The following is a 15,976-nucleotide window of genomic DNA, read 5'->3' on the forward strand; positions in this document are numbered from 1 at the left end:
TGGATGTTTGGCGTGCGGGGCGGTGGAAAAATTTTAAGTTAAGTGTAAATTTAGAGTCAACTATAAAATTGACGCGACTTTGATTGTGACGCATATGTTGGGGCATGGGGTTGCGAGAAAAACAGAAAGCCGAGCGCATGGTGCGCATCCTTGATGCCGCGCGGGAGTTGTTGACGCGTCAGAGCTTTGATGATGTGCGCGCCGAGGCGATCGCCGAGTTGGCCGAAGTGTCGCCGGGCACGCTTTATAACTATTTCGGCGGCAAGAATGAGATCCTGCTGACCTTGGCGGCGATTGAGAACGAACACCTGCTTGATCTGGGCGACGGGTTCAACATCGACGCGCAGGCCACGGCACAAGAGGCGCTGGGCGGGCTGTTCGAGATTTACTACGGCGACACCTTCATGATGTTGCATCGCGATCTTTGGCGGCTTGGCTTTGCGCTCGCTTTTTCAGATGTGTCGAGTGCGCATGCCAAGCGCCTGCGCAATTCAGACAGGGCGCTGCGCCAACAGGTTGTGGACGCCGCCAATCGGCTTAGGGCGCGAGGGAAATTGCGGGCGGACCTTGATTGCAACGTGTTTGGGGCGATGCTCTATAACAATGCCAACATGCTTTTTCTGGAGTACGCATGGTCGGAGGGGCCCTCGTTTGAGGCACCTTTTGGCGCAGATCAAGGCGATGACCGATGCCATGGTCGAGCTTGCCGTGCCAGTAGAGGCGGGGCGCGCGGAGGCCGTTTGAGCGCCTATGCCCGGCGTTGTGCGGCGGTTATTGGGGCGCTGTGATGGTGGGCGCGCTTTGGTTGCCCATATATCCCACAAATGAGATGATTTTCCATGATCCGGCAATCTTGCGCAGGGTGAATACCGATTGCCAAGCATAGGGTTCGATGGTGCCGTCCTTGAGTGGCAGGTTACCGTCGAAGACCTTGTGCATGATCGCGGTGTGATCCGGGTAGAAGTCGATGCGTTTGATTTTTGCGCCTGAAAACAACGCGTGACGCAGGTTTTGCATGTCTGCCTTTTCGCGGGTTTCGGCGGAGCTGCGCAGCCAAGTGTCGCGATAGGCGGCGAGGGTGGGAAAGCCGACGGTCCAATCGGCGGGATCATCGGAAAACCCGGCATCAATCGCAAAGAAGTTGGCGGTGTCGAAATCATCGACAACCGCGTCCCAATCGGCGGCGATAAAGGCGTCGATGTCCACGCGCATGTGGGCCTCCCACAAGGCATGGCGATCCGTGTCATTTGGCGGGAAAGGATTGTCAAACGGGCTCATTGGTTTTCCCTTGGGCGCGGCTGTCGAGGGGGAGCGCGATAGCAACGTCATCACCGCGCTGGCGGCGTGTTCTGTACCGGGGTGGCGCTGCATCGTTTGGGAAATACCGGCCAGTCGTGCCCGCATGTCAGTGTTTTGGGCGAGAGACATGATGTCTTGGTGAAGGCTGTCGGCGGTCCATGCCGCGCGGTTGACGCGTTTGCCAACGCCCGAGGCTTCGGCCGCTTGGGCGTTGTCGTGGCCGTCCCAGCAATAGGGCATCACCAGAGAGGGCACGCCGTGATAGAGCGCCTCGCAAAAGCTGTTGTTGCCGCCGTGGTGGATGAAGAGATCGCATTGCGCGACAACAGAGGGTTGCGGAAACCAGTCGCCCAGATGCACGTTGTCGGGCACTTGATCGTAGCTATCGAAATAGCCGCCGGCGTTGACGATAAAGCGGGCCGGGATATGGGCGAAAGCGTTGATCAGATGTTGGATCAAGGTGGTGTCCAACGCGCCGAGCGAGCCAAAGCTGGTATAGACCACGGGGCCGGATTGGGCCGGGAAATGGGGCAGTTCAAACGGGCTTTCCTGACGCACGCAGCCTTCGAGGAACAGGAATTGATCGGCGGGCAGGGGGGCGGCCCGCTGATAGCGCACCGCAGAGGGGGCGAGGAGCAGGTTCAGGCTTTGCGAGTTTTCGAGGAAGATGTCATCGGGCAGCGGCGCGAGGCCGCATTTTTTGCGAAAGGCGTTGTAGCGCCGGTGGCTTTTGCGAATGGCGGCGCGGTAGGCCTTGTGAAACGCGGCGCAGCTTTCGGTGTCATCGGGATCAAGGCCCGACAGATAGGGCGGCACCGCAGGATCGGGAATTTCGGTTTCGGCGCAAGAGACCACGCGCACCCAAGGGCATCCGGCGCGGGCAATCGCCGGGAACATGATGACATTGTCGAGCAGCACCACATCGGGGCGGATCTGGGCGAGGATGTCGCGCAGGCTGTCTTCGACGCCGATGGCGCTATCTACGATCGCGTCCCATGTGGGGGCAACGTAGGTGGCGATCTGGTCAAACGGGCTTAGGTTGAAATTGGGCAGATGGGTGTTGAGGAAATCCTCCCAGCGGCCTTCATCGCTTTGGGAGTCGTGCTTCTCCGATGAGGTCAGGTGGTATTCCATGAAGCCATATTCGGCGAAAATCCCGGTGAAGCCGGGGTGACAGATAAAGACCGGCCTTGCGCCTTGCTTGCGCAGTTCCTGAGCGATCCCGACGCAGTTCAACGCAGCGCCGAAGCTGGCTTCGGGGAACAGGGCGATGGTTGGGGTTGAATTCACGGGCGCGGACCTCGGGTTAGGGGGAGATGCCGCGGTTGGCGGCTTCGGGGCGGCGGATGCTTGAGCGGCGCAAGTGGACTGTCATCTGGTCCGCCGCGAGTTCATGTTGTTTGCGCTCTAGACTGTCAAGAATTTCGAGGTGCTCTTGCATGGCTTGATGCATGCGAAAGGACGGGATTGTTTTGCCTTTGCGCGAGGCATGGCGCAGGCGGTGGTGCGCCAAGAGGGTGCTGCGCGCAAAGCGGTTGCCAGAGCCTTCGGCGATCATGCTGTGAAAATCGACATCAAGGCGATGAAAGCGGGTCGCTGATTTGCGGGTTTCATCAAGGTCGAGAAAGTCGTTTATCTGGGCACGCAGCAGGCCGACGGGCTTGCTATCGAGGGCGAAACCCGGAGAAATGAGGGCCAGCGGTTCGAGCAGCAGGCGCATTTCGAAGCTCTCGGCGACCGAATTCGGAGAATCGATCATCGGCTGGAAGGCCCATGCGCGGCCGGGTAGCTGGGTTACGATCCCATCGTTGGCCAGTACTTTAAGCGCAAATAGTACCGAGTTTCTGGAGGCGTCATAGCGCCGGGAGAGGGCGCTTACCGATTCGATTTCGCCGATGCGGCGTTCGGCGCGGTCCGCAAGGATGCGGCGGGCCAGAGAATCTTCGGCGCTTTCCAGTTCATTGAGGGCGTCGGAAATCACGTCCGGGGCGTCAAGTGCGAGGAAATATCCCTGTTCTTGTCGCCACTCTAGTATATTCTTTGATTCCAGTAGCTTGAATGCTGACCGGATCGGAGTTCTGGAGACGCCACAGGCCTCTGACATGGCCTTTTCTGGCAGGTGGTCACCGCGCGCCATGCCGCGCTCGAGCGCGACGCCGACAACCCGTTGGGCCAGCTTGAGGTGGCTTTGATGCGCGCTGCGTTTTGCGGATACCACTGGGTGCGCCTCTTTTATTGGCGTTTCGTACCGCCTGTTGCTGTCATTCGTAAAAGAACATCAAATACAAATTGACGTATTATTGAATACAAAAATACTAATATTGTTATCGGCTTGCAAGGGCCGCCAAAACATTCACCGGCCTTTCGTGTCGGAAAAACCAAAAAAACAGGGAGAGTTCTAATGGCTCTAAAACGAATGACCAAAACCGCGCTGTCGCTGGTTGCGATGATGGGGGCTGCTTCGGCGCTCCATGCCGAAAACCTCGTTGTGTCGAACTGGGATGGCTATATGGCCGCGGACGCGATCGAGGCCTACAGCAAGGCAACCGGCCATGATGCCGAGCTGGTTCTGCACGGGACCAACGAAGAGATCATGGGCAAGCTGATTGCGTCCAAGGGCAAGGGCTATGACGTGGTTTTCGTGTCCTCGCCATTTGCCGAAGTGCTGCACAATCTTGGGCTTGCCGAAACGCTGGACCACGCCAAGCTGCTCAATATTGCCAACCTGTACCCCGAAGCGGGCGAGTTGAAGCATGATCCGGGCAACACGTTCTCGGTGCCTTATGCGTGGGGCACGACCGGGCTTTGCTATCGCTCTGACAAGGTTGCGGGCACGCCGGACAGCTGGATGGATCTTTTGGCACCGGCCGACGGGGTGAGCGGCAAGACCACCATGCTTGCCACGGATCGCTGGCTGCTTGGGGCCGGGTTCTTGGCCAAGGGCTATTCGGTGAATGAGACCGATGCCGGCAAGGTCGCCGAAGTGCGCGATCTGTTGGTCGAGGCCAAGAAAACGCTGTTGGCTTATGACGATACGACGTTCTACGCCAAGCTGGTATCGGGCGAAGCGGAGTTGGTGCATGCGTGGGACGGCTGGTGCAACTATGGCATCGCGGAAAACACCGACATCAAATACGTGATCCCGAAAGAGGGATCGGATCTTTGGGTGGACACCATGGTGATCCTGAAGAATTCCGAGAACAAAGACGCGGCCTATGCGTTCGTGAACTTTATTCTGGACGAGAAAAATCACCGTTGGGCGGCTGAAAACATCCTTTACAAGGTGCCGAACAAGCCCGCGATGGATGGGCTGAGCAAAGAGTTTCTGGCCAGCTATACCAACATGACAATCAGCCCTGAGGCTCTGTTGGGCTATGAGCAGCTTCGTGATGTTGGCGAAGCACAGCGGCTTTATTCGCGCACGGTCTCTGAGATCAAAGCGGCGCAGTAAGCACGACTCCTCGTTGGTCCGGCAGGTGGAGAGACCTGTCGGGCCAATTGACCCTGTCCCGAGATCGCAACCCGCGTGCGCCTTGCGAAACGAAAAGTGTCCCTATGAAAGATCGCAAACCCATATTCCTGATGGCGCCGGCGATGGCTTGGCTGACGGCTTTTATGGTCATTCCATGCCTCTTGATCCTGGCGTTGGCGTTTTTCCGGCGCGGCACCTATGGCGGGATCGAATACACGTTTACCTTGGAAAATCTCGCGCTTGTGGTTGATCCGCTTTACGCGGGGATTTTCCTTAAATCGGCAGGGATTGCGGGCTTGGCGGCGCTGATCGCTGTTGTCATCGGCTATGCGGCGGCCTTTGCCATTGCTGCAGCACCGGCGCGGCGTCAGCCGATATTGTTGTTCTTTGCCGTCTTGCCGTTCTGGTCGAACTATCTGGTGCGGACATACGCGTGGATCGTGTTGTTGAACCGCGAGGGGTTGATCACCGGCGTGGCGCGCTGGCTGGGCTATGACGGCGAATTGCCGCGATTGCTTTATACCGAGAGCGCGGTCGTGATCGGGTTGGTTTATAACTATCTGCCGTTCGTTATTCTGGCGTGTTACGCGCCGCTGTCGCGGCTGAACCCGGAGATTTCCGAAGCCTCGCGCGATCTGGGGGCTTCGGGGTGGACGACGTTCCGGCGGGTGATCCTGCCGATGACGGTGCCGGGGATTGCGACCGGGTTCGTCTTTGTTTTTGTGCTGTCGATTGGCAATTTCGTGACGCCTGCGCTGTTGGGCGGGGGGCAGTTCCAGATGATCGGCAACCTTGTTTATGCGCAATTTCTGACCGCCAATGACTGGCCGTTCGGTGCGGCGCTGTCGATGGTTTTGATCGGGATCATGATGGGGCTTTTGACCTTGCAGACCTTTGCCACCGAACGCGCAGCGGGCGCCAAGCGGGAGGAGGGTTGAGATGATGTCGCAAGCCAATCCGCGCTTGATGCTGCTTATCCTGTCGGCTGTTTTTGCGTTCCTCTATCTGCCGATCTCCGTGCTTGTGGCGCTGTCGTTCAACGAGGGTGGTTTGCCCACGGCGTGGACCGGGTTTTCGGTAAAATGGTACGGCGAATTGATGCGCAATTCCGATATCACCTCGGCGGCGCTCAACACGTTGATCGTGGCAATCGTGTCGACCATTCTGGCGACGATCCTTGGCACGTTGCTGGCGATTGGTGTGGAGATCAGGCGGCGCAAGGGGCGGTTCCTTGAGACCATCATATTCGCGCCGATGATCATTCCCGATATCGTTTTGGCAATCGCGCTCTTGAGCTTTTTCTCGATGCTCGACATCACGATGGGGCTGCATACCGTGATCCTCAGCCATGTGGTGTTTAACCTTGCGTTTGTCTGTTCGGTCGTGCGGGCGCGGCTCAAGACGTTTGATTGGTCGATTGTCGAGGCCTCGAGTGATCTGGGGGCGTCGACGCCTGTGACGCTGTTTAGGATCGTGTTGCCGGTGATGTTGCCGGCGATCATTGCCGGGGCGTTGTTGGCGTTTACCCTGTCGGTGGACGAGTTCATCATCGCGTTTTTCACCGCCGGTGCCGGGCGCGATTCAATCACTTTGCCGATGCAGATCTTTGCGATGATCCGTTTTGGCGTCACCCCTGAAATCAATGCACTTGCGACGATTGTGATGGCCGTTTCGGTCATCGCCTTGACCCTGTCGCAACGTCTGAACCGCGGAGGCCTTCCGGGACAATGACCCAGCCGCTTTTGTCACTTAGAAATGTTGAAAAGAAATTCGGCACCGTCCGCGCGGTTGATGGGTTGAACCTTGATATCCACGAGAATGAGTTCTTTGCCCTTTTGGGCGCATCGGGCAGCGGCAAGACGACGCTTTTGCGCATGCTTGCGGGGTTCGAGCTTCCGACGGCGGGGCAGATTTTCCTTGATGGCAAGGACATCTCGCAGGTGCCGCCGAACCATCGCCCGGTTAACCTGATGTTTCAGAGCTATGCGTTGTTTCCGCATATGAGTGTCGCCCAGAACATCGCCTATGGTCTTGAGATGGAGAAGGTCGCCAAGGCCGAGATCAAGACCCGCGTTGAGGAAATGTTGGAGATTATCCAGCTGTCGCATCTGGCGCGCCGCAAGCCCGACCAATTGTCGGGGGGCAGCGGCAGCGGGTTGCTTTGGGGCGTGCGTTGATCAAGCGGCCACGATTGCTTTTGCTGGATGAGCCGCTGGGGGCGTTGGACAAGAAGCTGCGTGGGGACATGCAGCTTGAGCTTAAGCGGATCCAGCATGAATTCGGCATCACGTTCATCATCGTGACCCACGATCAGGAAGAGGCGTTGGTGATGGCCGACAGGGTTGCGATTTTGAAGGATGGCGGCCTGTTGCAATGCGCCACGCCGCACGACATTTACGAGCGCCCCAGCAGCCAATATGCCGCGGATTTTATCGGTGTGATGAATTTCCTGCCCGGAGAGGTCAGAGACAACGGGCTTGTGGCCAGTGATCTGACGCCGATTGCGGCGGAGGTGCCGGACGGAGTGGCCACGGGTGACAAAGTGGTGATCGCGGTGCGCCCGGAGCGTTTGCATATTGGCGCGCAGGATGGCGACAACCGCATGACCGGGCGCGTTCTGGCGACCGCCTATCACGGGTTGGATTTGCAGGTGCATTTGCAGACCTATCTATCGCCTGATCCGGTTCTGGTGCGGTTGACCGCCCATGACGCGGACGCAAACCCCTTGTCGCAAGGCGATGAGGTCACCCTTGGCTGGGCGGCCAAGGACACCCGCATTTTCGCGGCATGACACCCTAACAATCAAAAACTTCCGCACAATCGCGGGCAACAGTGGAGTGACTTTATGACTCAGAAAACATTCGCATTTTTCCCGGAGGCTGCTTTTGGCCCTGCGTTGAATTCCGTTGGTATCGCACAGGCGGTGGAGCGCATGGGGCACAAGGCCGTGTTCCTGTCTGATCCCGGTTTTGTAGATGTCTACAAGGGCTATGGGTTTGAGGCCCATCCCGTGAACCTGTCCGAGCCGATGCCTGCTGAGCAGATGGCGAAATTCTGGGAAGATTTCATCAACGGGCATATCCCGAACTTCCGCAAAGCGCCGATTGATCAGATCGACAACTACGTCAAGGAATGCTGGGAAGCGATCGTGGACAGCGCCAAATGGGCGCAAAAGGATTTGCCCGCCATTCTGGCCGATATCAAACCGGACGTGATTTCGGTGGACAATGTGATCCTGTTCCCGGCGATCAAGCAGCATGGTGTGCCTTGGGTGCGTATCATCTCGTGTTCGGAAAACGAGATCGAGGACGACGCCATTCCGCCGCATCTTTCGGGGATGTCAGAGACGGATACCGAGGGTCACGCCGCGTTCCGCGCCAAGTTCAACGAGGTGATCAAGCCGATCCACGATGATTTCAACGCCTTTCTGGCCGAGTGTAACGAGGACGCCTATCCCATCGGGCAGTTCTTTGAGCCGTCGCCCTATATGAACCTTTTGCTGTACCCTGAGCAGGTGAAATACAACCGTTCGGAGCCGCTTGATCCGGCGCAGTTTCAGTATCTGGAAGGCTGTGTGCGGCAGGACGACCCCTATGAGGTGCCGACGTTCAAGAAAAACAACGACGGGCCGCTGCTTTATGTGTCGTTCGGATCGTTGGGGGCCGGGGATACCGACCTGTTGAAACGGCTGATCACATTGATTGGCAAATCGCGTTATCGGGCGTTGGTGAATGTGGGGGATTACAAAGAGGACTACACCGACATCCCCGACAATGTGATCATCGACAGCTGGTTCCCGCAGCCATCCGTTATTCCGCAGGTGGATGCAGTCATCCATCACGGTGGCAACAATTCGTTCACCGAATGCCTGCTGTTCGGCAAGCCGGCGATCATCATGTCCTATGTCTGGGACGGTCATGACAACGCGATGCGGGTGCAGGAGACGGGCCACGGGTTCCGCTCGGACCGCTATGACTGGACCGATGAGGAGCTGATCGAGAAAATCGAGGCTTGTCTGACCGATGAAGCCATTGCCGCCAAGCTCAAGGCGACGTCGGCGCATATGAAATCGCAAAACGGTCAGGAGAAAGCGGCCCGGTTGCTGGTGGACATCACGGAGAAGGGCGCGTGAGCGATCTGACCTCCTCGGCGCCGCATATCCGCGGGGCGACCACGTTTGATGACCTTGCCGATTGGGGGCCGCAGCCCGACATGATCGCAGGCCAGTCCCATTCGACGGGCCGGTTGCTTTTCAAGGGGCCGGGCAATTCGCCCGAGACGGGTGTTTGGGTTTGCACGCCCGGCACCTGGCGGATTTCGGTGCCGCGCGACGAGTTCTGCCACTTCGTCGAGGGGCGCGTGATCTATCGGCGCGATGGGTCGGATGAGGTGATCGAGGCGACTGCCGGCACCTGTGTGCTGTTTCCCGCAGGTTGGGAAGGCACGGCCGAGATCACCGAGACCCTGCGCAACATTTACATGCTTGTCTGAATTGGAGAGAGACATGAAAGCACCCGTCATGCACAAACCCCTTGAGATCACCGAGACGGTGGACTGGGGCATTATCCCGACCATGATCGAGGGCGAAAGCCGCACCTCGGGCAAGGTTTTGCACAAAGGTCCGAATGGCGAAAGCGAGTGTGGGCTGTGGATTTGTACGCCCGGCAAATGGGACTGCCATGTCACCAGTGACGAATTCTGCCATTTCCTTGAGGGGCGCTGTACCTATGTTCACGAGTCCGGTGAGGTGATCGAGATCACACCGGATACGGCGGCGTTTTTTCCCAAGGATTGGAAAGGTGTCTGCACCGTTCATGAGACCGTCAAGAAGGTCTATATGATCCGATGACCGACGCGTCGCCGATGTCATCGACAGCAGGTGGTCTTTCGCAAGGGGCCGCCGGGTTTCTGGCCGCGCATGGGATGGCGGGCGTGCCTTTGAAAGGGTTCGCTGCTGATGCCTCGGCGCGGCGGTACTTTCGTTTGCTGGGGCGTGATGCGTTGTTGATGGACGACGGGCAGGACCCGGAGGGGTTTGCGGCCTATTTGCAGATTTCCGAGCATCTGGCCGGGCTGGGCCTGTCGGCGCCGCGCGTGCTTGAGGCGCGCAGGGCGGATTGTCTGGCGCTTATCGAGGATTTCGGCGACGACACCTATGCGCAATGTCTGGCGCGCGGGGTGGACGAGGGGGGGCTTTACCGGGTGGCGGTGGAGGCTCTCTTGCAGCTGCATCATGACCCACGGGGCGGGAAGATCGAGCGGCCCGTTTATGACATGGATGTGCATCTGGATGAGCTGTCGATTTTCGCGCATTGGTTTGCGCCTGCGGTTTGCACGGATGTGGATGTAGCGGGCTTTGATGCGCAGTTTCGCGCGTTGTGGCGCAAAGCGTTGTCGCCTGTGGCGGAGCGTCATGAGACCTTGGTGCTGCGTGATTTTCACGTCGATAACCTGATGCTTCTGGATCAGCGGCAGGGCGCGGCGCGATGTGGCTTGCTGGACTTTCAGGACGCCATTCTAGGCCCTTGCGAATACGATCTTGTGTCGCTGTTACAAGACGCGCGGCGTGATCTGGCGGCGGGGCTGGAACACGAGATGCTGGATTATTACTGCGCGAACGCGCCGGCCTCTCTGGGGGGGGCGGATGCCATTCGCAGGCGTTACCGGATCCTTGGCGCACAGCGGCACGCCCGCATTCTGGGGGTCTTTGTCCGGCTGTTTCAGCGGGATGGCAAGGCGCGCTACCTTGGCTTCTTGCCGCGCGTTTTGCGCCAGTTTCAGCAGGCGCTCAGCGATGCGGGATTGAGCGAAATTGCCGATTTCCTTGATGACGCCTTGCCGGGTTGGGCCGCAAGAGCCGCAACCTTTCACAACACTCTTTCGCCCGTGAGTGGGTCGAGCATGGGATACACAAATGACTGATACACTTTCGCCTTCCTATTATCTGGCGCCCGAATTCATCGCGACGCAGGGGCCGCTGCATGATGTGACGGATCCCGCCACGTTGGAAACGGTGGGTCACTATGGCGAGCCGAGCGCAGCGCAGGTGGATGAGATGCTGGATCGCGTGAACGCGGCGCAGAAATCATGGGCGGCGATGGATTGCAAAACCCGTGCGGGTCTTCTGCACCGTGTTGCGGACGCGATGGAGCAGGCCGACATGACGGAGATCGGCGTGATGATGTCGCGCGAGGTTGGCAAGCCATTCCCCGAAGCGATTGGCGAAATCGCCAATATCCCGGCGGTTTTTCGGTATTACGCGGAAATGGCCCGCGATGATGCGGGGCGGATCGCAGGGACGATGCAGCCCGGTTCGTTCCAGTATCAGACCTATGCGCCGCATGGGGTATCGGTGCATATCGTGCCGTATAATTTCCCATTGATTTTAGGGTGTTGGACCATTGCGGCCTCCTTGGCGGCGGGCAACGGGGTTGTGCTCAAGGCGGCGCCGGTCGGCACGATCTGTACGTTGATGTTCATGAAGTTCTTTGACGCGCTGCCAAAGGATTTGATCGCCTGTGTCGGTGGCGGCGTCGAGGTGGGTACGCAGCTGGTTGAGAGCAAGAAGACCCATGTGATTGCCTTTACCGGATCGGCCGAAGTGGGTCGCCATATTGCCGTTGAATCGGCGCGCCACATGAAGCCCTGCGTGATCGAAGGCGGCGGCAGTGACCCGATGGTGGTGTCGCAACATGCCGATGTAAAGGTGGCGGCGGCGGCGGCGGTGACGGCGGCGTTTTTGCAATCGGGTCAGGTTTGCACCTCGACCGAGCGGGTCTATGTCGAAGACGCGGTGCATGACGCATTTGTCGCGGCGCTGATTGAGCGCGCCGGGCAGTTGCGCGTGGGCAATGGGCTGGAGGTTGCGGAAATCGGGCCGCTTGTGTCCGAAGCCGCGCAGAGCCGGGTGCTTGGCTGGATCGACAGCGCGCGTGCGGCGGGGGCGACGATTGCTCTTGGCGGTGGTGTGCCCGCTGATCAGCCGGTGGGGTGGTTCGTGGAGCCGACCATTGTGACGGATGTGACGCAGGACATGGGGCTGTTCGAACAGGAGATTTTTGGCCCGGTGGTGTCGATCGTGCGCACGCAGTCGTTTGAGGAGGCGCTGCGCCTTGCCAACCAGTCGAGCTTTGGTTTGGGAGCGGCGGTTTTCACCAGCGATCTGGCCGAGGCGCATCAGGCGATTGATGCGTTGGAAGCCGGAATGGTTTGGGTCAACAATCCGCTGGTGGACAATGATGCGCTGCCATTTGGGGGCGTCAAGAACTCGGGTTTGGGTCGGGCGCTTGGGCGGATTGGTCTGGATGCGTTTCGCCAGCCCAAGATGGTGATCCTCGATCCCGTCGCGAAGGAAGCGGATTGGTGGTATCCTTATCCTGACGATTGGTTCCTTGATGCGGGCGGGCGCAAGCATGTCTGATCGCTATTGGTCACTAAGCCGAGTGACAGGGCAATGAGCGCGCCGGACCCTATTGCGGCCATCGTTCTGGCGGCGGGCAAAGGCACGCGCATGGGGTCGGAGCTGCACAAAGTCTTGCACAGGCTGAACGGCAAGCCGCTTTTGGGTCATGTGCTGGACAGTCTGGACGAGCTTGGCACCGAGAAAACCGTGTTGGTTGTTGGGGCTGGGCGCGCGCAGATCGCGGATGCTTATCCGCCGTTTGAGCGTGTCGTGCAGGAAGACCAGTTGGGCACCGGACATGCGGTGCGCGTGGCCACGGGTGCGTTACATGGTTTTAAGGGCATCGTCTTGGTCCTTTATGGCGATGTGCCGCTGGTGTCTGCTGCGACGATGAGAACGCTCACCCGTCAGATCGACGCCGATACTGCGCTGGCGGTTCTGGGGTTTGTGCCGAAAGATCCACGTGCCTATGGGCGGCTTATCACGGATGCCACCGGCGCGTTGGAGCGGATTGTTGAATTCGCTGACGCCAGCGAGGCAGAGCGCGCCGTTGGCTTTTGCAACTCGGGTATTTTGGCGATGCGGGCGGATGCGATGTTCGACCTTGTACCGCAGATCAGCAACGACAATTCCAAGGGGGAGTTTTACCTGACCGATGTTGTCGCTTTGGCGCGGGCGTCAAACCTGCGGGTGGCGACGGTTGAGGCGGATGAGGTCGAGGTGACGGGCGTGAATTCGCAAAGCGAACTGGCGGCGCTGGAAAGCGTTCTTGCGCAGCGCAGCCGGGAGGAGGCGTGACCATGGTCGAACTTTCGCATCGTTTTGCGGACACGCAGTTTGCGCCCTTTTGGCCAGAGACCGTCACCCACAAGGCGGATCTGCCGCCGCTGGTGGGCGAGGTGGCCTGCGATCTGGCCATTATCGGGGCCGGGTTTACGGGGCTATGGTCGGCGCTCAAGGCGCGTGAGCGCCACCCGAATGCGCGGATTGTTGTGCTTGAGGCGCGGCGTTTGGCGAATGCAGCAAGCGGGCGCACCGGCGGGTTTTGTGCGCCGTCGATTTCGCATGGGGTGCTTAATGCGGTGGCGCGCTGGCCGGGTGAGGCAGGCGAGCTGGTGCGGCTGGGGCGCGAAAACCTTGATGAAATGGAAGCCGATATCAAAGCTTATGGCATTGACGCCGAGTTTGAGCGCAGCGGCAAGGTCAACATTGCCCGCACCCCTTGGGAAGCTGAGGGGCTGCGCGCGATGCAGGCAGAGTATTCGCGCTTTGACATCAAGACCGATATTCTATCGCCCACCGAATTGGCCGCCCGGATTGACAGCCCGCGCTATCCCGCGGGCTTGTACGAAGCGAATTATGCCTATGTGAATCCGGCCAAGCTTGTCCATGGATTAGCGCAGGCTTGTCTTGGGGGTGGGGTCGCGATCCATGAAGACAGCGAAGTCACCGGCATCAAGAAGGACGGCGCAGGGTTGCGATTGCGCACCAAGACCGGAGAGGTGCGCGCCCGTCAGGTTATCATGGCGACCAACGCCGATCTGCCGCTGTTGCGGCGACTGCGCAGTGCGATCATTCCGATTTATGACTATACGATCATGACCGAGCCCCTGACGGACGACCAACTGGCCGCGATCGGCTGGCGGGACCGCCATGGTGTGGCCGATAGCGGCAACCAGTTCCATTACAGTCGCAAGACCGCCGATAACCGCATTCTGTGGGGTGGGTATGATGCGATCTATCATTATGGCGGGCGGCGTGACGCAAGTTTGCTTGACCGTGGTGAGACCTATGCCCGGCTTGAGGCGAACTTCCTTGAGACCTTCCCGAGCCTTCAGGACGTGCGGTTCAGCCACGCGTGGGGGGGATTATCGACACTTCTGCGCGGCTGACGTTTTTCACGGGCGTGGCCTATGGCGGGCGGCTTGCCTATGCGCTTGGGTTCACCGGACAGGGTGTTACCGCGACCCGCTTTGCGGCGCTGTCGATGCTGGACCAGCTGGACGGGTTGAGCACGCCGCGCACTGCGCTGCGTATGACGCGCAGTATGCCGGTGCCGTTTCCCCCCGAACCTATCCGAAGTCTGGCGATCCGCTGGGCTCAGGCGGATCTGGCGCGGGAGGATCGCACCGGCAAACGGTCGCTTATGCTTCGGCTTATGGACAAAATGGGGATTGGGTTTGGCTCTTGAGCCGTCCAATTCAGCAATCAGGAGACTTTCATGACCTTTTCGCCCAAACATGTCATCGGTTTTGACGACGCCAGTTTGCCCCCCAAGGAAACCGTTGTTGATGACCCTAGCGCGGTTGACGTGCCCTATAAGAGCAAAAGCTGGCGTCACTTTAGCAATGACGCCAAGGGGGCCGTTGCCGGGATTTGGGAGGCCGAACCGCATCTGGAACGCTGCACCTGTGATTTTGACGAATTGTGCCACATCATTGAGGGTCGCGTGCGGCTGACTGATGGCGACGGGGTGAGCCGTGAATTCGGGCCGGGCGACAGTTTTGTCGTGGCGGCGGGGTTTGACGGCACATGGGAGAACCTGACCCATGTTAGAAAGGTGTTCTTTATCCTGTCATGAACCGTCCCGCGGTTGAGGCGGTGATTGGACTGGGTGGACTCCCCGAAAATTGGCGCTGGTTAAGGGCCAATTTGGTGCAATAAGCTGCGGCGAGCGATTTCTTCTCAAGCAGGGTTCAAGACATGACCAAAGCGCCGGTTCGTATTGCAATCAACGGGTTCGGGCGGATCGGGCGTTCGATCCTGCGGATGTTGCTGACCAGCCGGGCGGGCGAGCCGTTTGAGCTGGTGGCGATCAACGATATCGCGCCGCTGGAGAGCTGTGCGTATTTGTTTGCCTATGACAGTGTGTTTGGCCCGTTTCCCGGAGCGGTGAGCCATGAGGCAGGCGCGCTGATTGTGGACGGCAAGCGGATTGCGTTTCACGGCGAGGCGGACATCCGGGCGGTCGATTTGGCCGGAGTGGATGTATTGCTGGAGTGCACCGGGGCGGCGGGGCATCGCGCGGATGTTGAACGCGGGTTGGAGGCCGGGGCGCAGGCCGTTTTGATTTCCGGGCCGTCGGCGGTGGCGGATGTGACGCTTGTTCTGGGGGCGAATGGCGGCGATTTGGCCCAGCATCAGGTGGTGTCGAATGCGAGTTGCACGACCAATGCTCTGGCGCCGCTGTTGCGGTTGCTGGACGAGAATTGGGGCGTGGAAAGCGGCCATATGACGACGGTGCATTGTTACACCGGCAGCCAGCCGACGATTGACAAGCCGCGCGATGATCTGGTGCGAAGCCGAGCCGCGGCGTTGTCGATGGTGCCGACCACCACGAGCGCGGCGCGGTTGATTGGCGAGGTGTTGCCGGGGTTGGCCGGACGGATCGAAGCGCGCGCCGTGAGGGTGCCGACGGCGAGCGTGTCGGCGATTGATTTGACGGTGCAGTTGCGTGACGCGGTCACGGTCGAGGCGGTGAACGCGGTTTTGGCGCGGGCCGCCGAGGCGGAGGCGGTGTTCGGGTTTATCACCATGCCGCTGGTGTCGACCGATTTGCGGATGCGCCCGGAGTCGATTGTGATGAATGGGCGAGAGACGAGCGTGTCGATGGGGGGATTGCTGCGGGTGTTCGGGTGGTATGACAACGAGTGGGGGTTTTCCAACCGGATGCTGGATGTTGCGGCATTGATGGCGGCGCGGTGAGGGGCGTTGCTGGGATGAACCCCAGCCTATGCGATTGCGATGTTTGGGGCTTGGCCCGGAACAAGGGCGAAGCCCGCCGGGCCATCGTCAGCCCCTCC

Annotated in this window: 17 protein-coding genes and 1 pseudogene; 16 read left to right on the forward strand and 2 right to left on the reverse strand. The window is 59.4% G+C overall.

Going from position 1 to position 15,976, the window contains the following annotated elements:
• Positions 1-110: 110 nt before the first annotated feature.
• Positions 111-788 carry a TetR/AcrR family transcriptional regulator gene (locus N4R57_01840; protein ID UYV37879.1) on the forward strand — a complete coding sequence of 226 codons (678 nt, stop codon included), beginning with the start codon at positions 111-113 and terminating at the stop codon, positions 786-788.
• On the opposite strand, the gene N4R57_01845 is transcribed toward N4R57_01840, so the two are convergent.
• Together N4R57_01845 and N4R57_01850 are read right to left on the reverse strand one after the other, a co-directional pair.
• Positions 772-2,589: a glycosyltransferase gene (locus N4R57_01845; GenBank protein UYV37880.1), complete on the reverse strand. Its 1,818-nt coding sequence runs from the start codon at positions 2,587-2,589 to the stop codon at positions 772-774. The two genes, N4R57_01840 and N4R57_01845, sit on opposite strands and share 17 nt — an antisense overlap.
• A 16-nt stretch (positions 2,590-2,605) precedes the next feature.
• Entirely contained in the window at positions 2,606-3,436 is an 831-nt protein-coding gene (locus N4R57_01850) for a GntR family transcriptional regulator (GenBank protein ID UYV37881.1), read from the reverse strand.
• Positions 3,437-3,700: 264 nt separating this feature from the next.
• Here N4R57_01850 and N4R57_01855 point away from each other — a divergent pair, with 264 nt between their 5' ends.
• The 15 genes and pseudogenes from N4R57_01855 to N4R57_01925 all read left to right on the forward strand — a co-directional run bounded on the left by N4R57_01855 (position 3,701) and on the right by N4R57_01925 (position 15,878).
• Entirely contained in the window at positions 3,701-4,750 is a 1,050-nt protein-coding gene (locus tag N4R57_01855; GenBank protein UYV37882.1) for a spermidine/putrescine ABC transporter substrate-binding protein, read from the forward strand.
• Positions 4,751-4,854: 104 nt separating this feature from the next.
• Positions 4,855-5,709, forward strand: coding sequence for an ABC transporter permease (locus N4R57_01860; protein ID UYV37883.1), 855 nt, complete (start codon positions 4,855-4,857; stop codon positions 5,707-5,709).
• A 1-nt stretch (position 5,710) separates the two neighbouring features.
• The gene (locus tag N4R57_01865; GenBank protein UYV37884.1) at positions 5,711-6,502 is read left to right on the forward strand and encodes an ABC transporter permease; all 792 of its coding nucleotides are present in this window, start codon (positions 5,711-5,713) and stop codon (positions 6,500-6,502) included.
• Positions 6,499-6,926: pseudogene (locus tag N4R57_01870) on the forward strand (ABC transporter ATP-binding protein). Before N4R57_01865 ends, N4R57_01870 begins: the two are co-directional and overlap by 4 nt.
• 18 nt (positions 6,927-6,944) lie before the next feature.
• On the forward strand, positions 6,945-7,562 hold the full coding sequence (locus N4R57_01875) for an ABC transporter ATP-binding protein (GenBank protein ID UYV39491.1): 618 nt from the start codon (positions 6,945-6,947) through the stop codon (positions 7,560-7,562).
• Between the two features lie 54 nt (positions 7,563-7,616).
• Positions 7,617-8,903, forward strand: a complete 1,287-nt coding sequence (locus N4R57_01880; GenBank protein UYV37885.1) for a glycosyltransferase — start codon at positions 7,617-7,619, stop codon at positions 8,901-8,903.
• Positions 8,900-9,262: a cupin domain-containing protein gene (locus N4R57_01885; protein ID UYV37886.1), complete on the forward strand. Its 363-nt coding sequence runs from the start codon at positions 8,900-8,902 to the stop codon at positions 9,260-9,262. The genes N4R57_01880 and N4R57_01885 overlap by 4 nt, the downstream gene beginning before the upstream one ends.
• Positions 9,263-9,275: 13 nt before the next feature.
• Positions 9,276-9,620 (forward strand): cupin domain-containing protein, encoded by a 345-nt coding sequence (locus tag N4R57_01890; protein UYV37887.1) that lies wholly within the window; start codon positions 9,276-9,278, stop codon positions 9,618-9,620.
• Positions 9,617-10,693 (forward strand): phosphotransferase, encoded by a 1,077-nt coding sequence (locus N4R57_01895; protein UYV37888.1) that lies wholly within the window; start codon positions 9,617-9,619, stop codon positions 10,691-10,693. Before N4R57_01890 ends, N4R57_01895 begins: the two co-directional genes overlap by 4 nt.
• Complete coding sequence (locus N4R57_01900) at positions 10,686-12,191, forward strand: aldehyde dehydrogenase family protein (protein UYV37889.1); 1,506 nt, start codon at positions 10,686-10,688, stop codon at positions 12,189-12,191. The genes N4R57_01895 and N4R57_01900 overlap by 8 nt, the downstream gene beginning before the upstream one ends.
• 33 nt (positions 12,192-12,224) lie before the next feature.
• On the forward strand, positions 12,225-12,971 hold the full coding sequence (locus tag N4R57_01905) for an NTP transferase domain-containing protein (protein ID UYV37890.1): 747 nt from the start codon (positions 12,225-12,227) through the stop codon (positions 12,969-12,971).
• 2 nt (positions 12,972-12,973) lie between these two features.
• Positions 12,974-14,065, forward strand: coding sequence for an FAD-binding oxidoreductase (locus N4R57_01910; GenBank protein UYV37891.1), 1,092 nt, complete (start codon positions 12,974-12,976; stop codon positions 14,063-14,065).
• Entirely contained in the window at positions 14,032-14,364 is a 333-nt protein-coding gene (locus N4R57_01915) for a hypothetical protein (protein UYV37892.1), read from the forward strand. Before N4R57_01910 ends, N4R57_01915 begins: the two co-directional genes overlap by 34 nt.
• A gap of 30 nt (positions 14,365-14,394) precedes the next feature.
• Positions 14,395-14,754 carry a cupin domain-containing protein gene (locus N4R57_01920; GenBank protein UYV37893.1) on the forward strand — a complete coding sequence of 120 codons (360 nt, stop codon included), beginning with the start codon at positions 14,395-14,397 and terminating at the stop codon, positions 14,752-14,754.
• A gap of 122 nt (positions 14,755-14,876) precedes the next feature.
• Positions 14,877-15,878 carry an aldehyde dehydrogenase gene (locus N4R57_01925; GenBank protein UYV37894.1) on the forward strand — a complete coding sequence of 334 codons (1,002 nt, stop codon included), beginning with the start codon at positions 14,877-14,879 and terminating at the stop codon, positions 15,876-15,878.
• Positions 15,879-15,976: the final 98 nt, after the last annotated feature.

It is taken from the genome of Rhodobacteraceae bacterium D3-12, from assembly GCA_025916135.1.
In the GTDB taxonomy this organism is placed as follows: Bacteria; Pseudomonadota; Alphaproteobacteria; order Rhodobacterales; family Rhodobacteraceae; genus JAKGBX01.

Bases quoted from the DNA above. Each gene is read 5' to 3' on its own strand.
- N4R57_01850 (UYV37881.1), bottom strand. From the start codon at position 3,436: ATGGCGCGCGGTGACCACCTGCCAGAAAAGGCCATGTCAGAGGCCTGT.
- N4R57_01855 (UYV37882.1), top strand. From the start codon at position 3,701: ATGGCTCTAAAACGAATGACCAAAACCGCGCTGTCGCTGGTTGCGATG.
- N4R57_01860 (UYV37883.1), top strand. From the start codon at position 4,855: ATGAAAGATCGCAAACCCATATTCCTGATGGCGCCGGCGATGGCTTGG.
- N4R57_01865 (UYV37884.1), top strand. From the start codon at position 5,711: ATGATGTCGCAAGCCAATCCGCGCTTGATGCTGCTTATCCTGTCGGCT.
- N4R57_01880 (UYV37885.1), top strand. From the start codon at position 7,617: ATGACTCAGAAAACATTCGCATTTTTCCCGGAGGCTGCTTTTGGCCCT.
- N4R57_01890 (UYV37887.1), top strand. From the start codon at position 9,276: ATGAAAGCACCCGTCATGCACAAACCCCTTGAGATCACCGAGACGGTG.
- N4R57_01895 (UYV37888.1), top strand. From the start codon at position 9,617: ATGACCGACGCGTCGCCGATGTCATCGACAGCAGGTGGTCTTTCGCAA.
- N4R57_01900 (UYV37889.1), top strand. From the start codon at position 10,686: ATGACTGATACACTTTCGCCTTCCTATTATCTGGCGCCCGAATTCATC.
- N4R57_01905 (UYV37890.1), top strand. From the start codon at position 12,225: ATGAGCGCGCCGGACCCTATTGCGGCCATCGTTCTGGCGGCGGGCAAA.
- N4R57_01910 (UYV37891.1), top strand. From the start codon at position 12,974: ATGGTCGAACTTTCGCATCGTTTTGCGGACACGCAGTTTGCGCCCTTT.
- N4R57_01920 (UYV37893.1), top strand. From the start codon at position 14,395: ATGACCTTTTCGCCCAAACATGTCATCGGTTTTGACGACGCCAGTTTG.
- N4R57_01925 (UYV37894.1), top strand. From the start codon at position 14,877: ATGACCAAAGCGCCGGTTCGTATTGCAATCAACGGGTTCGGGCGGATC.